This window comes from Pseudomonas sp. KU26590 (assembly GCF_026153515.1).
Taxonomy (GTDB): Bacteria; Pseudomonadota; Gammaproteobacteria; order Pseudomonadales; family Pseudomonadaceae; genus Aquipseudomonas.
The window spans coordinates 3,324,586-3,343,359 of sequence record NZ_CP110644.1; the positions used below are offsets into that span (position 1 = coordinate 3,324,586).

The window sequence follows — 18,774 nt, forward strand, 5'->3', positions numbered from 1 at the left end:
TCAGTGCTGCTTGATGTCGATGCGCGGGTCCACCAGCGGGATCACCAGATCCGCCAGCAGGTTGCCCAGCACGATGGCCACCGCCGACAGCGTGGTGACGCCGACGATGACCGGAATGTCGACTTGCTGAATGGATTGCCAGGCGAGCTGACCGATGCCCGGCCAGCCGAACACCGACTCGACCACCACCAGCCCGCCCATGAACACGCCGATGTCGATGCCGATCATCGGGATCACCGGCACGATCGCGTTGGGCAGCACGTGCACGAACACGATCCGCGCCCGGCTCAGGCCCTTGGCCCGTGCCGTGCGGATGAAATCCTGATGCAGCACTTCGATCATTGAAGAGCGGACCATGCGCGAATACCAGCCGCTGCCGAGCAGCCCGAGGGTCAGCGCCGGCAACATCAAATGGCTCGCGCCGCCATAGCCCCCCAGGGGGAACCAGCCCAGTTGCACGGCGAAGAAGTACAGAAACAGCATCGCGGCGATGAATTGCGGCGCCGACACACCGACGAAGGAGAACGCCATCAGCAGCTTGTCGGCGAAGCTGTCGCGCTTGAGCGCGGCGAGCATGCCCAGGCTGATGCCGATCAACAGCTCGAAGCCGATCCCGGCGGCCATCAGTTCCAGCGAAGGCCGCAGTCGCGCGCCGATCAGCTCGCTTACCGCGGTGCGCTGGATGTACGAGCGGCCAAGGTCGCCGTGGAGCAGGTTGCCCAGGTAACTCAGGTATTGCTGATAGAAGGGCAGGTCCAGCCCCAGTTGCGCACGAATTGCCGCGACCACCTCAGGGGTCGCGCTGCGCCCGGCGATTTGCCGCGCCGGGTCGGCGGGCAGCAGGAACAGCAGCAGGTAGGTGATAAACGTCACCCCCAGCAGAATCAGCAGCGCGTAACCGACCCGGCGGCAAATGAACGGCAGCATCAGCGACGCCCCTTGAGTGTGGGGTCGAGTTCGTCGCGCAGGGCGTCGCCGACCAGGTTGAACGCCAGGGACAGCAGGATGATCGCCGCGCCCGGGATGAACACCAGCCACGGAGCCGAGGTGAAGTAGGTCTGGCTTTCGAAAATGATGTTGCCCCAGCTGGGCGTTGGCGGTTGTACGCCCACGCCCAGGTACGACAAGGTGGCTTCCAGCAATACCGTGGTGGATATCCCCAGCGTCGCCCACACCAGAATGGTCGGCAGCAGATGGGGCAACAGGTGCGAGAACAGAATGCGCAGGGAACTGGCGCCGAGGGTGCGCTCCACGGCGACAAAGTCTCGGGCGCTCAGCGCCACGGTTTCGGCGTAGATGACCCGGGCGATCTGCACCCAGTTGACCATCGCAATGACCATGGCCACGATCCACACGCTGGGCTGGAAAATCGCCGACAGGGCGATTGCCAACAGCAGCGCAGGGAAAGCCATCATCAGGTCGGTCAGGCGCATCAACACGCTGCCGAGCCAGCCGCGCACAAAACCTGCGGTCAGACCCACCAGCGTGCCGATCAACACCGCCAGCCCGTTGGCCAGCACGCCTATGAATAGCGAGGTGCGCGCGCCGAAGATCAACCGCGACAGCAGGTCACGGCCGAGCAGGTCGGTGCCCATCCAGTACGGCGTCGCCGGGGCCATCGGTGCGCCTTCCATCGTCAGGCCTTCGACGAATTGCTCATCCGGATCGAAGGGGCTTAGCCACGGCGCCAGCGCCGCCAGCAGCACCACGGTGACGATAAACAACAGCGACACCGCCACCGCTGGCCGGCGCAACAGGGCTTTGAGGGTGTTCATGCGCGGTCCTCGTCCCGGGCCGCGAGGAGGTCGGCACACAGCGCTTCGATCGGTCGATTGAGCTGCATCGACAGACTGCGCAAGCGCTCGTAAGCCGTCGCCTCGTTAATGCGCTGGGTCACCATCAAGCGCGCCAGGGCCTGGGCCATCAGTGGACGCATCGCCAGCCGCTGTTGCAAATCGGTGAGCCGTTCGGCATCGGCGCGTTGCCGGTCGCGCAATCCCACCGCCATCATCAGCGTGGTGTACACCGAGCCCTGGCTGATGGGTTTGTTCAGCAATGCCGTCGCGCCAAGCTGCAGTGCGCGCTGAATCTGCGACAGGGTTTCGTGGGCGGTCAGCGCCACCATGGGAATGCTGGCCGCGTTCAGCGCCTCAACGGCCAGCGGGCTGGCGAAATGCTCGATTTCAAGGATCGCCGCGAAACAGCCCTGGGTGTCACAGGGCGCATCGTGATCGAGCACCTGAGAGTGAATCCCCAGGCGTTGCAAGCTCTTGCCCAGATTGGCTTGACTGCGTTCGTCGCAGTCGATCAGCAGCAGATGACCCTGGTCAAAAGCCGGAAATGCGCGTGTGTTCATTTGACGATCCTCAAGCGCAGCGCCGGGGTGGCGTGTCGGTCGACCCCATCGGCGTGTACATCCGTAACAGTGAGATAAGGGTCGGCGGCGATTGGGTGAGGCGCCGACTGCACAACCTGGAAGCGACCCTCGCGCAGTTCAGCGATATGACTGGCCAGCGCGCTGTGATGATTGCGCGCCGACAGGCTGACAGTGCCGAGCACGCTGGCAACCGGGTGGCCGTAAAGGTGCTCGCAAATGGCCTTGGGCGACGCATCTCCGCGGGCCTGCAAGGCGTCAGCAAAGACCCATAACGCCGTGTAGGCGCTGGTGTAGTAATGCGAGCAGGTGCGCGGGCCATGACGCTGTTGGCCCTCGCAAAACGCCGGGTTCAGGGTCTCGAAAAACGGTCCGCAGGACAGCAGCCGCAGCGCCTGCATCGGGCCCACCCCATCGAGCTCCGCTTCGGTGAGGTTGCAGCTGAGCACCGGCAGGCGCAGGCCTTGGCGCGCGCAGGCCCGATCCAGTTGCTGCAGAAAAGCGTAGGAAGACTCGCCCACCAGGTTGTTCAGCACAAACGCCGGCGGGTCCTGAATCAGCCCTTCAATCAGCGTGTCGAAGCCGGTCGCGCCCAAGTGCCAGTACTTTTCCCCAGTCACTTCAGCGCCGTTGGCTTCCAATACTTCCCGGGCAATGCGGTTGCTTTCCCAGCCCCACACATAGTTGGAACCGAGCAAAAACGCTCGCCGACCGAACTGGCTCAGGGCGTAGCGCAACAGCGGCAGCAGCGTCTGGTTCGGGCACCCGCCGAGGTACAAGACGTTCTCGCTGCTTTCGTAGCCTTCGTAGGGGCTCGAATACCAGAGCAGGGCGCCGTGCTGGTCCAGGTCCGGGATGATTTCCTTGCGGCTCGCCGACAGCGTGGTGCCGAAGATGTGCCGGACGCCCGCACCCAGCAACTGGGCAACGCCGCTGCTGTAGGCGGCCGGATCGCCTTGGGGGTCGATGCAGATCGCCTCCAGTTGCACGCGGCGCCGGGTGTCGGCGTTGACTTCAGCCAGCGCGTCCTGCAACCCGAGCAAGGCACTGCGGCCCATGCGCCGGTAGGTGCCTTCGGTCGAGAGCAGGAAGCCAACAGAGACGGTGGGGCGAAAGTCGGGCATGAACAGCATCCATAAAAAAAGCCCGATCAACCCGGTAGGGGTCGATCAGGCTTCGATACCTGGCGCATTCGAGGCGCGTATGTGGACGAGACTTAAGGACCGGGGTCCGGCTTGTCGTTTGTTTTAAACATGAAATAAGCGTGCCAAGTGAACGTCCGCCGGATTGATGGCGTTCGTCGGCACTTGCCTGTCTGCGAATGCTCCGGGGTGGAGCGTTCGGTCATGAAGAGCCTCAAAGCGGAGCAGGGTGGGTGCGGTGGGGCAGCTGACGTCTTCCCGGCTGAAGCCGGTCCCACACTTGCGTTCACACCAGATTTCAATGAATTCACCCGGCGGTACGGCGGGACCGCACTCAATCTACTGGCTGCACGCGATCCCAGTGGGATCGGCTTCAGCCGGGAAGAGGCCAGTCTGAACACCACCAATCTCGCGGTGTGGCAGCTGACGTCTTCCCGGCTGAAGCCGGTCCCACACTTGCGTTCACACCAGATTTCAATGAATTCACCCGGCGGTACGGCGGGACCGCACTCAATCTACTGGCTGCACGCGATCCCAGTGGGATCGGCTTCAGCCGGGAAGAGGCCAGTCTGACCACCATCAATCTCGCGGTGTGGCAGCTGACGTCTTCCCGGCTGAAGCCGGTCCCACACTCGCGTTCACACTCAGCCACAGCAGCTTTCAATTCGTCGCTTTCGCCTTTCACGTTGTAGATGATCTGCCCGGTCATAAGTAAGTCGTTCCCTCTGTCGATCTGGATAATGGTCTACCATGAGCCTTCATTCATGGTGTGGGCAGCTTCATGCATGCCCCTCGAGGCCCGATGAGATGAGAGACCTGCCACCCACCGCGACCTTGCGCGCCTTCGAAGTCGCCACCCGTCATGCGACGTTCACCTCCGCATCAGAAGAACTGCACGTTACTCAAAGTGCGGTGAGTCACCAATTAAAAAATCTCGAAGACATTTGGGGCGTGCAGCTGTTTCAGCGCGGCAAAACCCTGAGTCTGACCCCCGCCGGTGCAGCCCTGGCGCCGATCGTGCGGACGTTCTTCATGAACCTGGAAGCCACCCTTGCGGACCTTCGTGAAGAGAACGGCCGCGTTCGGCTCAAAGTCAGTACCACCTATTCCTTTGCGCTGAAGTGGCTGTTACCACGTTTGCCCAATCTGGCCGCACTGCACCCGGAAATCCTCGTCACGCTGGACAGCACGGATACCGCCATCAACTTCGCCAGCGCAGAGGCCGACGTGGCGATCCGTCTGGGTGGCGGACACTATCCGGCCCTGCATTCGGAGTTCATGTTCCGGGAGCAGATGTTTCCGGTGGCAAGCCCTGACCTGCTCAAGCGCTTCGGCATGCCCCGGGAGCCCGCCGAGTTGTTGCGCTATCCACTGTTGGCCCGGGACGGTTCGGAGCTGGTGCCAAAGTGGGAAGTGTGGTTTCAGAACATCGGCCTGGGCGTGACCTCGCTGAAAGAAAGCGTGCGTTTCCCCGACACCAACATGACCGTGGAAGCGGCCTTGTTAGGGCAGGGCATCGCCCTTGTTCGAAGTGGGCATGTGGAAAAAGAAGTGCGCGACGGCAGCCTGATCAGGTTGTTCGACGTGCCTTTTCCCTCTCCGGTGGCCTATTACTTCGTCTGCCCGAAAGGCATTGAAACCCAGCCCCACGTTGCGAGCTTTCGCGACTGGCTGCTCGAAGAGTCGGCCGCAGCCGGGATTGCCTACGACTGAGTCATGAGGATTTGCTCATGGCCGAATGAAAAGACTTCGCTTTAGTTTCGAATAATCGGGTGCCTAGAATCTGACATGCCTACTTACATCATCCTGTTGATCCTCTTCGCCGCCTTGCTGCATGCCAGTTGGAACGCCTTGCTGCGCGGCGGCAATGACAAGCTCTGGTCGATGACCATGATGTGCGTGGCGGTGGCCATCGTCAGCGCGATCGGGGTGTTGTTCATGCCGGCACCGGCGCGAGAAAGCTGGTTCTACGCGGGGCTCTCGGCGCTCTTGCATGTGGGTTACAACCTGTTTCTGGTGCGCACCTACCGCAGTGGCGACCTCGGCCAGACGTATCCGATCTCACGGGGCTCTTCACCGGTGCTGATCACCCTGTGCGCCTCGATCTTTGCGGGGGAGGTGGTGCAGACCGGCACGATGATCGGCATCGCGCTGGTCTCGGCAGGCATTATTTCCCTCGCGTTCAAGGGCCGAAAACTGGACGTGGCTAACCTTCCGTATGCCCTGGGCACCGGGTGTTTCATCGCTGCCTACAGCGTGACGGATGGGATAGGCGGGCGCCTGTCCGGCGCGCCGATGGCTTACACCGCCTGGATGTGTGCGCTGTGGGGGGTGTTGATGCCAATGACTTACATCTGTCTGCGCGACGCTCGCAGTCTGTTCACCGTCCGGCCCGGGCTGCTCGCTTCGTTGGGCGGGGGCGCGGTGTCGCTGTTGGCGTACGGCATCGTCATTTACGCCATGACCCTTGCGCCCATGGGCGCGGTGTCCGCCCTGCGCGAAACCAGCGTCCTGTTTGCGGCGTTGCTCGGGTATTTGTTTCTGGGCGAGTCGCTGACGGCGCGGAAGATACTCGCGTGCGTGGTGATTGCGGCGGGGACGATCATCATCGGTTGAGCGGCGCTGGCTCACTTACTCAGGCGGCTCACGCCGGATCATTTGCGCAGTTTGGGTTTCACGGCCTTCAACCGTGCAATCGCCAGGTTGTGCAGGTATTGGCGCACGGCATCATGGTGCTCGACGCTGACGTGGTAGCTGTCCAACAGGCCCAGCAAGTACCCCTCGGCCATGGCGTGGTAGCGCGAGACGCTTTCCCGTGTGTCGCTGGTTTTGAGCTTGGCGATCAACTCGTCGATCCGGGCACGGTGCTCGCTGGAAAACCAGTCCGGCTGGGGCGGGGATCCTGCGTCGTCGGTCAGGGTCGTGTCCGGGTTCATTGGGCCTCCAGGGGAGCAGATCGATTGCGAATGGTATCGGCGCGGGGCTTGGGAATGATTCAACCCGCGCTCACGGGCTTGGACAGCCTTTCAACCGATAAATCCTCCTCACTGAACGAACGCGTACGTTCTTAGCCGGCGTCAGCCGGGAAGAGGCCAGTCTGATCAGCTCAAGTTCTGCAGCGCGCCGCCCGCCGCTTTCCCGGCTAAAGCCGGTCCTACACTCGCGTTCACACGCAATCCCATTGGCTGGACGCGATGCTAGTAGGACCGGCGTCAGCCGGGAAGAGGCCAGTCGTAGCGGACCCAAGTTCTGCAGCGTGCCGCCCGACGCTTTCCCGGCTAAAGCCGGTCCCACATTCGCGTTCACACGCAATCCCGCTGGCTGGACGCGATGCTAGTAGGACCGGCTTCAGCCGGGAAGAGGCCAGTCTGATCAGCTCAAGTTTTGCAGCGCGCCGCCCGACGCTTTCCCGGCTAAAGCCGGTCCTACACTCGCGTTCACACGCAATCCCGCTGGCTGGACGCGATGCTAGTAGGACCGGCTTCAGCCGGGAAGAGGCGAGTCGTAGTAGCCCCATGTTCAGCAGCGTGACGCCCGACGCTTTCCCGGCTAAAGCCGGTCCCACATTCGCGTTCACACGCATTCCCACTGACGGGACGCGTTGCTTTAGTGGGACCGGCTTTAGCCGGGAAGAGGCCAGTCGCAACAGCGAAATCCATCAATACACCGGCGTAATCTGCTGCATTTTCTGAAGCAGCGGGGCGTATTGCGCGTGGACGACCGGCACAATTCCCGAGGCTTCCTGGGAATCAAGAAAGCCGCGCAAGCCTTGGTTATTCACCAGCATGGCGTCGCGGATCCTGGCCTTGATGTCGGCACAGGGCGCGCCACGGAAGACGAAGGGGTCGTAGTAGATAGGCTCCGAGCGCCACAGCACGCTGAGGGTTGCGCTGTTGATGAGGCCCTTCTTGAGGTATTCATCCACCCGGACACTGGACACGAAGGCGGCCTCGACCTTTCGGTCCAGCACGGCGTCCAGCGACTTGTCGTGGGAGCCGGAGTAGACCACCGAGCTGAAGAACTGCGACAAGGGCATGCCAACCTTGGCCGAGAACTCCGCGTTGGGGATGATGCTGCCCGAGGTGCTGGCAGGGTCTGTGAGCGCCACACGCTTGCCGCGCAGATCATCGGTCTGCCGGGCGATTTCCTGGCGGGCCACGAGCAGCGCCTGATAATGCTGGCCGGCCGGGGTAAAGAGGCCTTTGGCGATGGTGAGGCTGGCGAACGGTTCGATGCGCGGATCGCGTTGATAGGCCAGGATGTAGGACGCCGGACCCAACCAGGCCACGTCAACGCCGCCCGATACGATGGCATCGACCACGCTTTCGTAGGATGAGGAGGGCACGATCTCCACCGGCATGCCCGTCGCCGCACGCAGCTGTTCTATCAGCGGTTGATGCTCGCGCAACAACGCCTCCATGCTTTTCTTCGGAATCACGGCGATGCGCAAGCTCTGCTGCGAACATTGACCATACGCCGGCTCGATCAGCGCCAGGGTCGCCAGCAGAACTGCCAGACATTTCATTGCACGCATGCTTCGCCTACCAGGTTCATGAAGGGTGGGTACTCTTGCAACTGTGCGACGCTGAGGGGCCGGCTGAAGTGGTAGCCCTGGACGATGTCGCAGCCGGCAAGCTTCAGGCAGACGACTTGCTCGCGGGTTTCCACGCCCTCGGCCACCACTTCAAGGCCCAGGCGTTTGGCCAGGATGATGGTGGAGGACACGATAGGGTTGTCATCAGGGGTGTTGGACAGCGGGGTAATCAACGCGCGGTCGATTTTCAGTTTGTTCAGCGGCAGCAGTTGCAGATGCGCAAAGCCTGCGTAGCCGCTGCCGAAATCATCAAGGCTGATGCGCACGCCCGCCAGTCGCAGGCGCTGAAGGTGCTCAACGGCCTGACCTTCAGGGTCGAGCAGTGAGGTTTCGGTGATCTCCACTTCCACACACTGCGGGGCAATGCCTCGTGTTGCCAGCTCATGCAGGAACCTGTCGCTGTAGTCCGCCTGATGCAGCTGGATCGCGGACACGTTGACGGCGATTTTCAGCGCCCGGCCCTCGGCGTGCCAGCGCATGAGGTCTTCGCAGCTCAGGCGCAACACCTCCCAGCCGAGGCCGACGATGAAACCCGTGCGCTCGGCCATCGAAATGAAGCGGTCGGGATAAAGCAGCCCAAACTCAGGATGCTGCCAGCGAACCAGCGCCTCATAACCATCCACCTGCAGGGTGTCGAGCCGGATCTGCGGCTGATAGTGCAGCACGAACTGGTGATGGCTCAACGCATGGCTGAACGCCTGTTCCAGCATGAATTCCTCGACGTCGGCGACGTTCAGCGACGGGTCGAAGAAGCGGTACTGGCCGCGCCCGGCACGCTTGGCCGAATACATCGCTGCGTCCGCACCGCGAATCAGCTCCTCGACATCCTGACCGTCCCGGGGGCAGATGCTGACGCCGACGCTGGGGGTGGTTGTGACTTCGTGGTCGTTGAGCGAATAGACCGCTGAAAGTTTCTCGACCAGTGCTCGCGCCCAGCCATCGATCTGTTCTTCACTGCGCTCGCCTGCCAGCAGGATGACGAATTCGTCTCCGCCAAACCTCGCTGCTTCATCGCCGGGCTCCAGCATGCGGGTGATGCGTCCCGCCACGGCCTGCAGCAGCATGTCGCCGACCTTGTGCCCCAACGAGTCATTGATCGATTTGAAGCGGTCCATGTCGATGAACAGGATGGCCAACAATCGGCGCTTGCCACGCTGGCGCGCGAGCACTTGGGTGGTGATCTCCAGAAACTGACGCCGGTTGTGCAGCCCACTCAGGTGATCCGTCGCAGCGGCGTGGCTGCTGCGGCGATGCTCGTCCTCCAGCCGGCTGATCAATTGCTGATTGATGAGCTGCGCATCTTCAAGCGCCGTGAACGCTTCCTGACGCTTGCGCAAGACCCGCAACGTCCAGAACAGGGCGCCCAGAATCAGCACGGTCATCGACAGGTTCAGCCAGAACTGCCGCCGCGAGGCGAGCAGGGAGGACGCGAGAATTTCATCCTTCGCCTGGCTCACGACAACACTAAACCCCCGTTGCGGCACGCGCAGGTACATGCTCTGAAAAAGGCCGGCCGGGGAATGTTGAGGAAGCATTCCCGCCAACGGGCCGTCACCCGGCAGCTCCGGCGTCAGGAGGGCGCCGGAGAACACCACGCCGCTGCCGCTGATCCGCAAGCGCTCTCGGCCGATGTTATCGATCAGCCGCATCATCCCGCTTTGGCCCAGATCGATGTGTTCGAACAGCCCCGCGAGGTAGCCGACGTCCAGTTGGATCAAGAGGATGTTATCCAGTCTGCCGGTAAACGGATCGGTAAGCGGCAAGAGGAACGGCAGGCGCCAACTGGGCCCAAGGGACGTGGTTTGTGGGCCGAGGGAAGAAGGCAAAAGCGCTTTGAAACCGTATTGCCTCGAGTGGACCTGCAATTGCTCGAGCCACAGAGAGGGCAGTTGGGCCGGCTCATCGCTGTGGCTGGCGGAGATCAGCGTGCCGTCGACTGCGTACAGGCCCATGCGCTTGAAAACCGGGTCTTCGGCCAGCATCCGTACCAGCCCTCGATGGCGCACGCCCAACGCCTGCATATCGCTGCGCGTGACCCCGCCGATGGCCTGGGCTCTGTCGACCAACTGACGCAGGTTTTCGGCGGCGATGGTGGCCAGGTTCAAATGCTCGGAGGCTTTGGCGGCCAACGCCTCCTCGCGGGACGAGGCTTGTTGCTGGTAATGCAATCCCCACAGGAACACCAAGGTCGCCGCGCAGAGCAGCACCAGTAGCGATTGAATGAAACGGAGCGAGGACAACGATCGAGGGATCACCGGGTGCTTCCGACAAAGTATGGTGGCACTTTAATACCAGATTATTGCCATCCCATGACGGTTTGTTCTTGTGCACCTGTGGGCGGTTATAGCGGGGCATGTTTCACCCGCTAGACTGCGTATGACAATCCCCTCTGGACTCATCCCCCATGGCTTTTGACTGGCACAGCGAACCGCTTACCCGAGACACCCCTGTCACCCAGGATTACCGCAACACCCAGAACGTGCGCCGGTTCCTGACCGAGCAGTGCGGACCGACGTTCAAATTCGACCGGGACTTCATGGCCTGGATACGCAACGACACCGCAAAGACGCTGGGCGATGTGGTTGAAGAATGGCAGCGGCGCCACGGCAATAAAGCCTGACGAGCGCGGGAGACAGCATGTTCACATTATTTGGGGCCGACAGATCCGGCTCGGCCGCCATCGAGATGGCGCTCACCCTGTGCGGGGCCGATTACCGCCTGGTCGGTGCCAGTTCTTGGGAAGAGGGCGCCGGGCAGGACGAGCTGACACGCCTGAACCCGTTGATGCAAGTGCCGACGCTGGTTATTCCTGGCGACGGAGTGCTGACGGAGAGCGCGGCCATTCTCATTCATCTGGGCCTGGAATTCCCTTTGTCCGGCCTGCTCTCTCAAGACGCCTTTGAACGTGCCCAGCAACTCCGGGCCCTGGCGTACATCACCACCAGCTGCTACGCGTCCATCGGCATGATCGACTACCCCGAACGGTGGCTGCCAGACGCCGACGCTGACCAATTAGACCGCTTGGTCGCTGGCGCCCGGAGCAAGCTCCACAGTCAGTGGGAGGTGTTCAGCCATGTGTTTTACAACCCGGTTGCCTGGCACCCACAGGCACCTGGCGCGGTGGAAATGCTTGCCAGCGTGGTCAGTCAGTGGAGTGGGGCGCGAGAGCATCTGGAAAGGTCGCGCCCCGAGTTCAGCGCATCCCTCGGGCGCATTGATCGTCATTCCGTCATCAAGGCGGTACTGCAGCGACACGGTTGGTGAACGCGTGATCAGTTACAACGACAACTGACTGCGCAGCTTCGCCGGGCTGATGCCGATGCGCAGCCGAAACGCCGTCGCCATGTGCGCCTGGGAGCTGAAGCCACAGTCATGGGCGATCTCGGCCAGTCTCGCGTTTGAGTCCCGCATCAGTGTTCGGGCTTTGGCCAGGCGTCGGTCGATCAGGTAGCTGTGCGGGCTTTTGCCGGTGGTGTGCTTAAAGGCCCGAATGAAATAACCCTCGGACAACCCCAGCATCTGCGCCATCGCCTGAACCCCCAGCGGGCCGTCGATGCCGGCGTCAATGAACTCATCTAGCTTGCGCATCCGGCTGCCGTTTATTGTGCCTGGCAGCGGCGTTTCGAAGGTGTTTCTACCCTCGATCCGGTCGGCCAAAGCCAGCGCCCAGCCCTCCCAATCATCCGCCGCCGAAGCCTGCAACAGTGCTGCGCGCATCTTCATGGCGAGGGCGATCGCCTGGGGGTCGATGCGGTTGTTGAAGGCGTGATCGCCCGTGAGTGCAAGCCCGTCCGTGCGCAGTAGCCGCAGGTATTCGCCGCCCGTGGGCGACTCCGACAGCACGTCGCAACCGGCAGGCACGAACGCCAACCCGTTGGGCACCGCGTCAAAGGGCTGCACCCGGTCGCTGCCGATGGCGTGCAGGCCGCGCTGGCTTTCGAAGGCAAAGCCGATCGCCGCCTGGCTCGCCACGTAGCGTGCGGCGTAACCGGCGGCGGGGAGCAATTCGATCATCCACGGCCCTGCCTCGACACGGCGAACCGGTTCAGAGGTGGGCGGGTGAGGCGGGCGTTTTGTCGGGCTCATGGCATTCATAGTAATCAAGCGAGCGGCCAAAAGTCAGGTCAGTTTTCTGAAAGCCGGCGCGACGGGCCTCTGCCTAGACTGGACGAAATTTTCGAGGAGACACCCATGCACGGACTGACCCGCGACGCTATCGAACAGGCCGCTCGCCAGGTGTACGAGGTCATGCCGCCGACCGCTCAATATGCCTGGCCGTTACTGGCGGAGCGGCTGAACAGCACGGTGTGGGTCAAACACGAAAACCACACGCCCACCGGCGCGTTCAAGGTACGCGGCGGGATTACGTTCATGCACTGGCTCAAGCGCACCTACCCGAGCGTCAACGGCATCGTCACCGCCACCCGTGGCAATCATGGTCAGAGCCTGGCGCTGGCGGCCACTGCCCTGGGCTTGAGTGCGTTGATCGTCGTGCCGGAAGGCAACTCGCCGGAAAAGAACAACGCCATGCGCGCACTCGGCGGCACCGTCATCGAATGCGGCCGGGATTTCGATGAGGCACGGGAAGAGGCCGCGCGGCTGGCGGACCTGCATGGGCACTATCTGGTCCCGCCATTTCACGTCGAGTTGCTCAAGGGCGTGGCCACTTATGCGCTGGAGTTGTTCATGGCAGCGCCCGATCTGCACACCGTTTACGTGCCCATCGGCTGTGGGTCCGGGATTTGCGGGGTGATTGCCGCCCGCGACGCGCTGGGCCTACAGACCCGGGTGGTGGGCGTGGTGTCCACCGAGGCGGCGGCCGCCAAGTGGTCGTTTGAAGAAGGCACCATTTTGCAAACCCCGTCGGCGAACACCTTTGCCGACGGCCTAGCGGTACGCAGACCCGTTCCTGCGGCCTTCGCCATCTATCGGGCAGGGGCGCAGCGCATCGTCGCCGTTAGCGAGGAAGAAATCGCCGAGGCCATGCGCGTCTATTACACCGATACCCACAACCTTGCGGAAGGCGCGGGCGCTGCAGCACTGGCGGCGCTTATTCAGGAGCGCCAGGCCATGGCAGGGAAAAAGGTCGGGGTGATTCTGTCCGGCGGGAATGTGGACCGGTCGGTGTATGCGCGGGTTATAGGCTGAAGCGGCAAGCGGCAAGCTACAAGCGGTTCAGCGGCGGCCGGTCAATTTGGCAGCGAATGGAAGATGTAAGCGTCGCTCGGTGAGTCGGCCAGGGGCAGGGACTGCGCGTGCAGATACGCCCTCAACGCCGGGTCTTCTGCCTTGATCTGCCAGGGTTGAGCCGCAGGGCTGGGGTTGACCTCGGACCTTTCGCAGGCGGCAAGCAGCGTTTCGACCGACGGTTGGTGAATCACCAGGCCGTTGCCTTTCCAGCCGGCAACGGTCAGCCCCAGGGCTTCGCATAACGCCACTTTGTTCTGGGCATCTTCGCGGTCGATCTGGCGTGATTGCTGGACCAGCATCGCCAGCCCCACATCCGACGCCAACAGGCTGCCCTGCTGCCAGCTTTCCGGCGGGCAGTCCTTGGCTTGGGGTTTTAGCTCAATGAAAGGACTGATCTCCATCGGGTAGATCCGGCACACCAGCGGGCGCTCCAGGTACACCGAACAGAGCCCGTCTTTTTGCAGGTTCGGGCATTCAGGGATCGCGTTGGCCGCCAGAATCACGGTCACGCGCAGGGTGCCCGAACCGCCGCTTACCGGCGCGGATCGCCCGGCGTTGTAGGCATATTCGGGCGATGTCACGGGCCAGAGTGAATCGTCGAATGCCTCAAGCAATATCCCCACAGAATGGCCACGCTTGAGCCAGGTCACTGCTTCACTCAGGGTCAAGGGTACGAAGCGGCCGCGACAGCATTCGCCGCAGCCGACGCATTCGAATTGCACGTCGGGGTCTACGTTGGGTGGGTTAGCTATCGTGGGGGTTCCTGATTCTTTGATATCCATGTCACCTGAGCCGCCTGTTCGTTGAGCGGGAATCATACGGAGGTTAGTGCAATCCCGTTAGTCCGCTGGTTGTTTGCCCTCCATCAGTGGGACCACCGCCAGCAAGAACAGTGCACGAGATCTTTGCAGGCCCTCGTGCTCAGCTTGCAACGCTGCTAATCCTGGGCGGAGAGATCGCGCGTGCTCAGTGACCGGCAACCGGCAACCAGCAGACTACGCCGAGCACCAAGGAGGCGAAACCCTGCGCGGCAATCGTCGACGCCGGCGTGGCAGGCTTAAAACACAAACGCAGAGACAGGCTGATGGCCTGTCTCTGCGCTAGGTTCACTGTCGAATCAGACCGTAATCGGATCGACCTTCTCGACGTCAATCTGCATGTCCGCCAGCGCGCGGGCGACCACTTGCCGTTCAATCACCCCTTCGTCGGCCAAGGCCTTCAACGCCGCGAGCACGACAAACTGACGGTCAACCTCGAAGTGCCGGCGCAGCGCCTCACGGGTGTCCGACTGCCCGAAACCATCGGTGCCCAGGGCGACAAAGCGCCGATTACCGATCCATGGACGGATCTGGTCAGCGTGGATTTTCATGTAGTCCGTCGCGACCACCACCGGGCCAGGGTGCCCTTCGAGCACCTCGGTCAGGTACGGCACTTTCGGCTCATCCAGCGGATGCAGCAGGTTCCAGCGTTCGATCTGCTGCGCTTCGCGGCGGACCTCGGTGAGGCTGGTAGCGCTCCAGACGTCGCTGCTGACTTGATACTCGCGGGCAAGAATCTCCGCTGCAGCGATGACTTCGGGAAGGATCGAGCCACTGCCCATCAGCTGAACGTGGCGATCGGTATGGGGCTTTTCGCGCTCGATCGGCAGTCGGTACAGGCCCTTGAGAATGCCTTCTTCGGCGCCTTCGGGCAGTTCGGGGTGCGGGTAGTTCTCGTTGAGCAGGGTGATGTAGTAATAGATGTCTTCCTGATCGACATACATCCGGCGCATGCCGTCGTGCACGATGACCGCCAGCTCGTAGGCATAAGTCGGGTCGTAGGACACGCAGCACGGCACGGTGGCCGACATCACGTGGCTGTGGCCGTCGTCATGCTGCAGGCCTTCACCCATCAGGGTGGTACGGCCAGACGTCGCGCCGAGCAAAAAGCCTCGGGCCCGCGCGTCACCTGCCGCCCAGAGCAAATCGCCAACGCGCTGGAAGCCGAACATCGAATAGAAGATGTAGAACGGCAGGGTCATCACGCCATGGTTGGCGTAAGAGGTACTGGCCGCGATCCAGGATGACGTCGCCCCGGACTCATTCAGACCTTCCTGCATGATTTGCCCGTCAACGCTTTCCTTGTAGTAGGACAACGTGCCGGCATCCTGCGGGGTATAGAGCTGGCCGACGTGGGAATGGATGCCGATCTGGCGGAACAGGTTTTCCATGCCGAAGGTGCGCGACTCGTCAGGCACGATCGGGACGATGAGCTTGCCGATATTCGGGTCTTTCAACAGCGTGGCGAGGATACGCACGAAGGCCATGGTGGTGGAGATCGAACGATCACCGGTGCTTTTGAGCTGCACGTCGAGCGCCGACAGCGGCGGGATCTGCAACGGCTCGACCTGGGCGTGCCGGGCGGGAATCTGGCCCCCGAGGCTGGCACGGCGGGCCTTGAGGTAGCGGGCTTCGACGCTGTCTTCCGCAGGACGCAGGTAGGGCATTTCGCCCAATTGATCATCGGCCAGCTCAAGCCCGAAACGGTCGCGGAACGCCTTGACCGCATCACCCCCCATTTTCTTCAGCTGATGATTGACGTTCTGGCCTTCGCCGGCTTCGCCCATGCCAAAACCTTTTACCGTCTTGGCGAGGATCACGGTGGGGCGGCCGGTCTTGCGCGATGCTGCAGCGTAAGCGTTGTAGACCTTGACCGGGTCGTGGCCGCCGCGGGTGAGCTTCCAGATCTGGTCGTCGGTCATGTCGCTGACCAGTTCGAGCAGTTCGGGGTATTTGCCGAAGAAGTGCTCGCGCACGTAAGCGCCGTCCTGGGACTTGTAGGTCTGGTACTCGCCATCGACGCACTCCATCATGCGCTGGCGCAGCAGGCCGGACGTGTCTTTGGCCAGCAGTTCATCCCAGCCACCGCCCCAGATCACCTTGATCACGTTCCAGCCGGCGGCCCGGTACAGGCTCTCGAACTCCTGAATCACCTTGCTGTTGCCGCGCACCGGCCCGTCGAGGCGTTGCAGGTTGCAGTTGACGACGAAAATGATGTTGTCGAGCTTCTCGCGCCCGGCCAGGGAAATGGCGGCCAGGGATTCCGGCTGGTCCATTTCGCCGTCGCCCAGGAACGCCCAGACCTTGCGGCCCTGATGCTCCTTCAGGCCACGGTTTTCCAGATAACGCATGAAGCGCGCCTGGTAGGCCGCCGTGATCGGGCCCAGGCCCATGGACACGGTCGGGAATTGCCAGAAGTCGGGCATCAGGCGGGGGTGGGGATAGGACGACACGCCGTCGCGATCGGTTTCCCGACGGAAATTATCCAGTTGCTCTTCGGTGAGACGGCCTTCGGTAAAGGCCCGTCCATAGATGCCCGGTGCCGAGTGACCCTGGATATAAATCAGGTCGCCGGCGAAGGTGTCTGTCCGTCCCCGGAAAAAATGGTCGAAACCCACATCGTAGAGGACTGCGGCCGAGGCGTACGTGGCAATGTGGCCACCGACGCCTGAATGTTTTCCGGCCCGCAGGACCATGGTCAGGGCGTTCCAGCGGATGAATGCGTTGAGGCGTTTTTCGATGCCAAGGTCGCCCGGATAAGGCACCTCGCGTTCGGGGGCAATGGTGTTCACGTACGGGGTGGTGACGCGTCCATGGAAGTCGCCATGGACAGAAACGTCGAAATCAAGCAATTGGTCGATCAGGAAGTGGGCCCTGGGGCGGCCTTCTGCCTCGACGACCGATGCAATGGAGTCAATCCATTCGCGGGTTTCTTGTGGATCCTCGTCGCGAAGCAGGTCGCTCTGTTCCATCATTACATCTCCTGAAAGTGGCATCAGCAGGTCTTTGTTCAACCCGCACATCGTTGCAATTGCAATTGAATCTAGCGTCATTCCGGCTATGATTGCAACTGCAATCAACCCTAGGATTTGGATCTACCATGGCCACTCCATCGCCAGACCTCTGGTACAACTTCATTCGGGCGCATCGCTGCCTGATCCAGGAAATCGAGCGACGCCTGGCTGAAGAAAAGCTGCCGCCGTACGACTGGTATGACGCACTCTGGGGTATCGAAAGCGGGCAGGACGGCGCCCGAAGAATGCATGAACTCGCTGACGTCATGGCCATTGAACGCTACAACCTCACGCGGCTGGTTGACCGTCTTGTGAAGGCAGGGCTGGTCACCCGGGAGAAGTCCCTGGACGACGGGCGCGGCGCCATCGCCCGGATTACCGACGACGGCCGGGCGCTGCGCAAACAGATCTGGCAGGTCTACAAGCAGGCCGTGGAGGAACTGTTTCTGGCTCAGTTCAATGAAGAGCAGAAACGCGTGTTCGCGGACGCGCTCGAAAATGCCGGCCGCAACGCCCGCCAATCCCGCAAACCCTCTCAGACCAGCCGGTAACGGTTCAGCGCATTGCTGACCAGCAAGGTGCTGATCTGCTCGATATTCGCCAGTTCGCGCAGGGCCGTGATCGCGATCCAGTGCCGGTCCAGGCGTTGACGGGGTTCCAGGCTGTCGGCGCCCAGCGCAGTGAACGGCCCACGGACATGGGCCGCCAGTTGTGCCGCGACGAACTCTGCGTACCCGGTCACTGCAACCACCGGGGTTTTCGAGTCGCCGAGGCAGTCCTGCAGATGACTGGTCCTCGGTGCCTCGCCGCGCAGAAGGCGTTTGCGTCGGGACTCGCGCTCCGCCTCCCGCGCCAGTTTGGTGTAACTGGGGCAGCTCCACACCTCGGCGGTGATGCCCCAGTCATCGTGCAGCATCTGCGCGGCGGCTTGCACCTCCCGCAGCATGAGTCCCGCGCCCAGCAACCGGACCTGCTGCGCGTGCGGGGTTGGCGGGTTCACGCGGTACATCCCGAGAAACGCCTGGGTACGATCACACACCACCCCATCGCCGGTTTCATCGTGCAGCGTCATGTAACAGAAGCCGGGCGCCCCTTGCACATAGAGTTCATCGAGCGCGCCGGCGAGAATTGCCCGGGCCTCATCACCCGTGGCGGGGTCGAAAGGGATGCAGTGCCGGTTGGACGCCAGCCACAGCGGCAACCATGGGTGAGCGCCCTTTGCCCATCGCGAGGGCGACGATTCGATGTCGTTGAGGATGATGCCCCGTTGTCCGGTCTGGGACGTGAGCATCGACAGGTGCGCGGACGTCGCTGACTGGGTCATGTAGAACAGCGGCCGCTCATCGTTGCGCGCCGGCTCGCTGAACCACAGCGGCCATGCACTGATCGCAGTGCCGGTGGCAAGCTCGGGCGCACCGTCGTTGATCTTCCAGAATTGCCCGCGGGTGCGCTGATCGCTCTCCAGGCGTTTGATCAGATCGACAACGGTGAAGAGGGGAGAACGCTGAGTGACCACGCCTGTCAGGTGGCTCTGATCAATGCACTCGATGCACGCCTGGGCCGCCGAGCCGGTCTTGGCGGTGCGCTGTAAACGAAGGCTATCCATGAAGATGAAACTCCTATGACTGTCTTGCGGGTTGCT

General features: G+C 62.2%; 17 protein-coding genes. 6 read left to right on the top strand and 11 right to left on the bottom strand.

The features are described from left to right. From OKW98_RS14430 to OKW98_RS14445, 4 genes are read right to left on the bottom strand one after another with little or no spacing between them, the layout of a single operon-like run. Positions 1-927: an ABC transporter permease gene (locus tag OKW98_RS14430; protein WP_065988863.1), complete on the bottom strand. Its 927-nt coding sequence runs from the start codon at positions 925-927 to the stop codon at positions 1-3. Next, positions 927-1,775, bottom strand: coding sequence for an ABC transporter permease (locus OKW98_RS14435; protein ID WP_265385353.1), 849 nt, complete (start codon positions 1,773-1,775; stop codon positions 927-929). Before OKW98_RS14435 ends, OKW98_RS14430 begins: the two co-directional genes overlap by 1 nt. After that, the gene (locus OKW98_RS14440) at positions 1,772-2,356 is read right to left on the bottom strand and encodes an ANTAR domain-containing response regulator (protein ID WP_265385354.1); all 585 of its coding nucleotides are present in this window, start codon (positions 2,354-2,356) and stop codon (positions 1,772-1,774) included. The genes OKW98_RS14435 and OKW98_RS14440 overlap by 4 nt, the downstream gene beginning before the upstream one ends. After that, positions 2,353-3,498, bottom strand: a complete 1,146-nt coding sequence (locus OKW98_RS14445; RefSeq protein WP_265385355.1) for a transporter substrate-binding protein — start codon at positions 3,496-3,498, stop codon at positions 2,353-2,355. Before OKW98_RS14445 ends, OKW98_RS14440 begins: the two co-directional genes overlap by 4 nt. Before the next feature lie 825 nt (positions 3,499-4,323). Between OKW98_RS14445 and gcvA the strand changes: the two genes are divergently transcribed. Together gcvA and OKW98_RS14455 are read left to right on the top strand one after the other, a co-directional pair. Continuing rightward, positions 4,324-5,229 (top strand): transcriptional regulator GcvA, encoded by a 906-nt coding sequence (gene gcvA / locus OKW98_RS14450; protein WP_265385356.1) that lies wholly within the window; start codon positions 4,324-4,326, stop codon positions 5,227-5,229. Between the two features lie 75 nt (positions 5,230-5,304). Next, the gene (locus tag OKW98_RS14455) at positions 5,305-6,132 is read left to right on the top strand and encodes a DMT family transporter (RefSeq protein ID WP_265385357.1); all 828 of its coding nucleotides are present in this window, start codon (positions 5,305-5,307) and stop codon (positions 6,130-6,132) included. Positions 6,133-6,170: 38 nt separating this feature from the next. On the opposite strand, the gene OKW98_RS14460 is transcribed toward OKW98_RS14455, so the two are convergent. From OKW98_RS14460 to OKW98_RS14470, 3 genes are all read right to left on the bottom strand, one after another. Next, positions 6,171-6,452 carry a hypothetical protein gene (locus tag OKW98_RS14460; RefSeq protein ID WP_265385358.1) on the bottom strand — a complete coding sequence of 94 codons (282 nt, stop codon included), beginning with the start codon at positions 6,450-6,452 and terminating at the stop codon, positions 6,171-6,173. A 722-nt stretch (positions 6,453-7,174) separates the two neighbouring features. Continuing rightward, positions 7,175-8,050: a phosphate/phosphite/phosphonate ABC transporter substrate-binding protein gene (locus tag OKW98_RS14465; RefSeq protein ID WP_265385359.1), complete on the bottom strand. Its 876-nt coding sequence runs from the start codon at positions 8,048-8,050 to the stop codon at positions 7,175-7,177. After that, positions 8,038-10,365 (bottom strand): putative bifunctional diguanylate cyclase/phosphodiesterase, encoded by a 2,328-nt coding sequence (locus OKW98_RS14470; RefSeq protein ID WP_265385360.1) that lies wholly within the window; start codon positions 10,363-10,365, stop codon positions 8,038-8,040. The genes OKW98_RS14465 and OKW98_RS14470 overlap by 13 nt, the downstream gene beginning before the upstream one ends. 149 nt (positions 10,366-10,514) lie before the next feature. Here OKW98_RS14470 and OKW98_RS14475 point away from each other — a divergent pair, with 149 nt between their 5' ends. Further along, complete coding sequence (locus OKW98_RS14475; protein WP_265385361.1) at positions 10,515-10,730, top strand: DUF6434 domain-containing protein; 216 nt, start codon at positions 10,515-10,517, stop codon at positions 10,728-10,730. Positions 10,731-10,747: 17 nt separating this feature from the next. After that, positions 10,748-11,374, top strand: a complete 627-nt coding sequence (locus OKW98_RS14480; RefSeq protein ID WP_265385362.1) for a glutathione S-transferase — start codon at positions 10,748-10,750, stop codon at positions 11,372-11,374. 12 nt (positions 11,375-11,386) lie between these two features. On the opposite strand, the gene OKW98_RS14485 is transcribed toward OKW98_RS14480, so the two are convergent. Next, positions 11,387-12,205: a helix-turn-helix transcriptional regulator gene (locus tag OKW98_RS14485; RefSeq protein WP_416147192.1), complete on the bottom strand. Its 819-nt coding sequence runs from the start codon at positions 12,203-12,205 to the stop codon at positions 11,387-11,389. A gap of 96 nt (positions 12,206-12,301) precedes the next feature. Between OKW98_RS14485 and OKW98_RS14490 the strand changes: the two genes are divergently transcribed. Beyond that, positions 12,302-13,258 (top strand): threonine dehydratase, encoded by a 957-nt coding sequence (locus OKW98_RS14490; protein WP_265385364.1) that lies wholly within the window; start codon positions 12,302-12,304, stop codon positions 13,256-13,258. A 41-nt stretch (positions 13,259-13,299) separates the two neighbouring features. On the opposite strand, the gene OKW98_RS14495 is transcribed toward OKW98_RS14490, so the two are convergent. Both OKW98_RS14495 and aceE read right to left on the bottom strand, forming a co-directional pair. Then, on the bottom strand, positions 13,300-14,082 hold the full coding sequence (locus tag OKW98_RS14495; RefSeq protein ID WP_265385365.1) for a YkgJ family cysteine cluster protein: 783 nt from the start codon (positions 14,080-14,082) through the stop codon (positions 13,300-13,302). 335 nt (positions 14,083-14,417) lie between these two features. Continuing rightward, the gene (aceE, locus tag OKW98_RS14500; RefSeq protein ID WP_265385366.1) at positions 14,418-17,090 is read right to left on the bottom strand and encodes a pyruvate dehydrogenase (acetyl-transferring), homodimeric type; all 2,673 of its coding nucleotides are present in this window, start codon (positions 17,088-17,090) and stop codon (positions 14,418-14,420) included. 128 nt (positions 17,091-17,218) lie between these two features. On the opposite strand from aceE, the gene OKW98_RS14505 reads away from it, so the two are divergent. Next, complete coding sequence (locus tag OKW98_RS14505) at positions 17,219-17,683, top strand: MarR family winged helix-turn-helix transcriptional regulator (protein WP_265385367.1); 465 nt, start codon at positions 17,219-17,221, stop codon at positions 17,681-17,683. Here OKW98_RS14505 and OKW98_RS14510 read toward each other — a convergent pair. Further along, positions 17,668-18,738 (bottom strand): transketolase-like TK C-terminal-containing protein, encoded by a 1,071-nt coding sequence (locus OKW98_RS14510; RefSeq protein ID WP_265385368.1) that lies wholly within the window; start codon positions 18,736-18,738, stop codon positions 17,668-17,670. The genes OKW98_RS14505 and OKW98_RS14510 overlap by 16 nt on opposite strands. Positions 18,739-18,774: the final 36 nt, after the last annotated feature.

Bases quoted from the DNA above. Each gene is read 5' to 3' on its own strand.
- OKW98_RS14430 (WP_065988863.1), bottom strand. From the start codon at position 927: ATGCTGCCGTTCATTTGCCGCCGGGTCGGTTACGCGCTGCTGATTCTG.
- OKW98_RS14435 (WP_265385353.1), bottom strand. From the start codon at position 1,775: ATGAACACCCTCAAAGCCCTGTTGCGCCGGCCAGCGGTGGCGGTGTCG.
- OKW98_RS14440 (WP_265385354.1), bottom strand. From the start codon at position 2,356: ATGAACACACGCGCATTTCCGGCTTTTGACCAGGGTCATCTGCTGCTG.
- OKW98_RS14445 (WP_265385355.1), bottom strand. From the start codon at position 3,498: ATGCCCGACTTTCGCCCCACCGTCTCTGTTGGCTTCCTGCTCTCGACC.
- gcvA (WP_265385356.1), top strand. From the start codon at position 4,324: ATGAGAGACCTGCCACCCACCGCGACCTTGCGCGCCTTCGAAGTCGCC.
- OKW98_RS14455 (WP_265385357.1), top strand. From the start codon at position 5,305: ATGCCTACTTACATCATCCTGTTGATCCTCTTCGCCGCCTTGCTGCAT.
- OKW98_RS14460 (WP_265385358.1), bottom strand. From the start codon at position 6,452: ATGAACCCGGACACGACCCTGACCGACGACGCAGGATCCCCGCCCCAG.
- OKW98_RS14465 (WP_265385359.1), bottom strand. From the start codon at position 8,050: ATGCGTGCAATGAAATGTCTGGCAGTTCTGCTGGCGACCCTGGCGCTG.
- OKW98_RS14475 (WP_265385361.1), top strand. From the start codon at position 10,515: ATGGCTTTTGACTGGCACAGCGAACCGCTTACCCGAGACACCCCTGTC.
- OKW98_RS14480 (WP_265385362.1), top strand. From the start codon at position 10,748: ATGTTCACATTATTTGGGGCCGACAGATCCGGCTCGGCCGCCATCGAG.
- OKW98_RS14485 (WP_416147192.1), bottom strand. From the start codon at position 12,205: ATGAATGCCATGAGCCCGACAAAACGCCCGCCTCACCCGCCCACCTCT.
- OKW98_RS14490 (WP_265385364.1), top strand. From the start codon at position 12,302: ATGCACGGACTGACCCGCGACGCTATCGAACAGGCCGCTCGCCAGGTG.
- OKW98_RS14495 (WP_265385365.1), bottom strand. From the start codon at position 14,082: ATGGATATCAAAGAATCAGGAACCCCCACGATAGCTAACCCACCCAAC.
- aceE (WP_265385366.1), bottom strand. From the start codon at position 17,090: ATGGAACAGAGCGACCTGCTTCGCGACGAGGATCCACAAGAAACCCGC.
- OKW98_RS14505 (WP_265385367.1), top strand. From the start codon at position 17,219: ATGGCCACTCCATCGCCAGACCTCTGGTACAACTTCATTCGGGCGCAT.
- OKW98_RS14510 (WP_265385368.1), bottom strand. From the start codon at position 18,738: ATGGATAGCCTTCGTTTACAGCGCACCGCCAAGACCGGCTCGGCGGCC.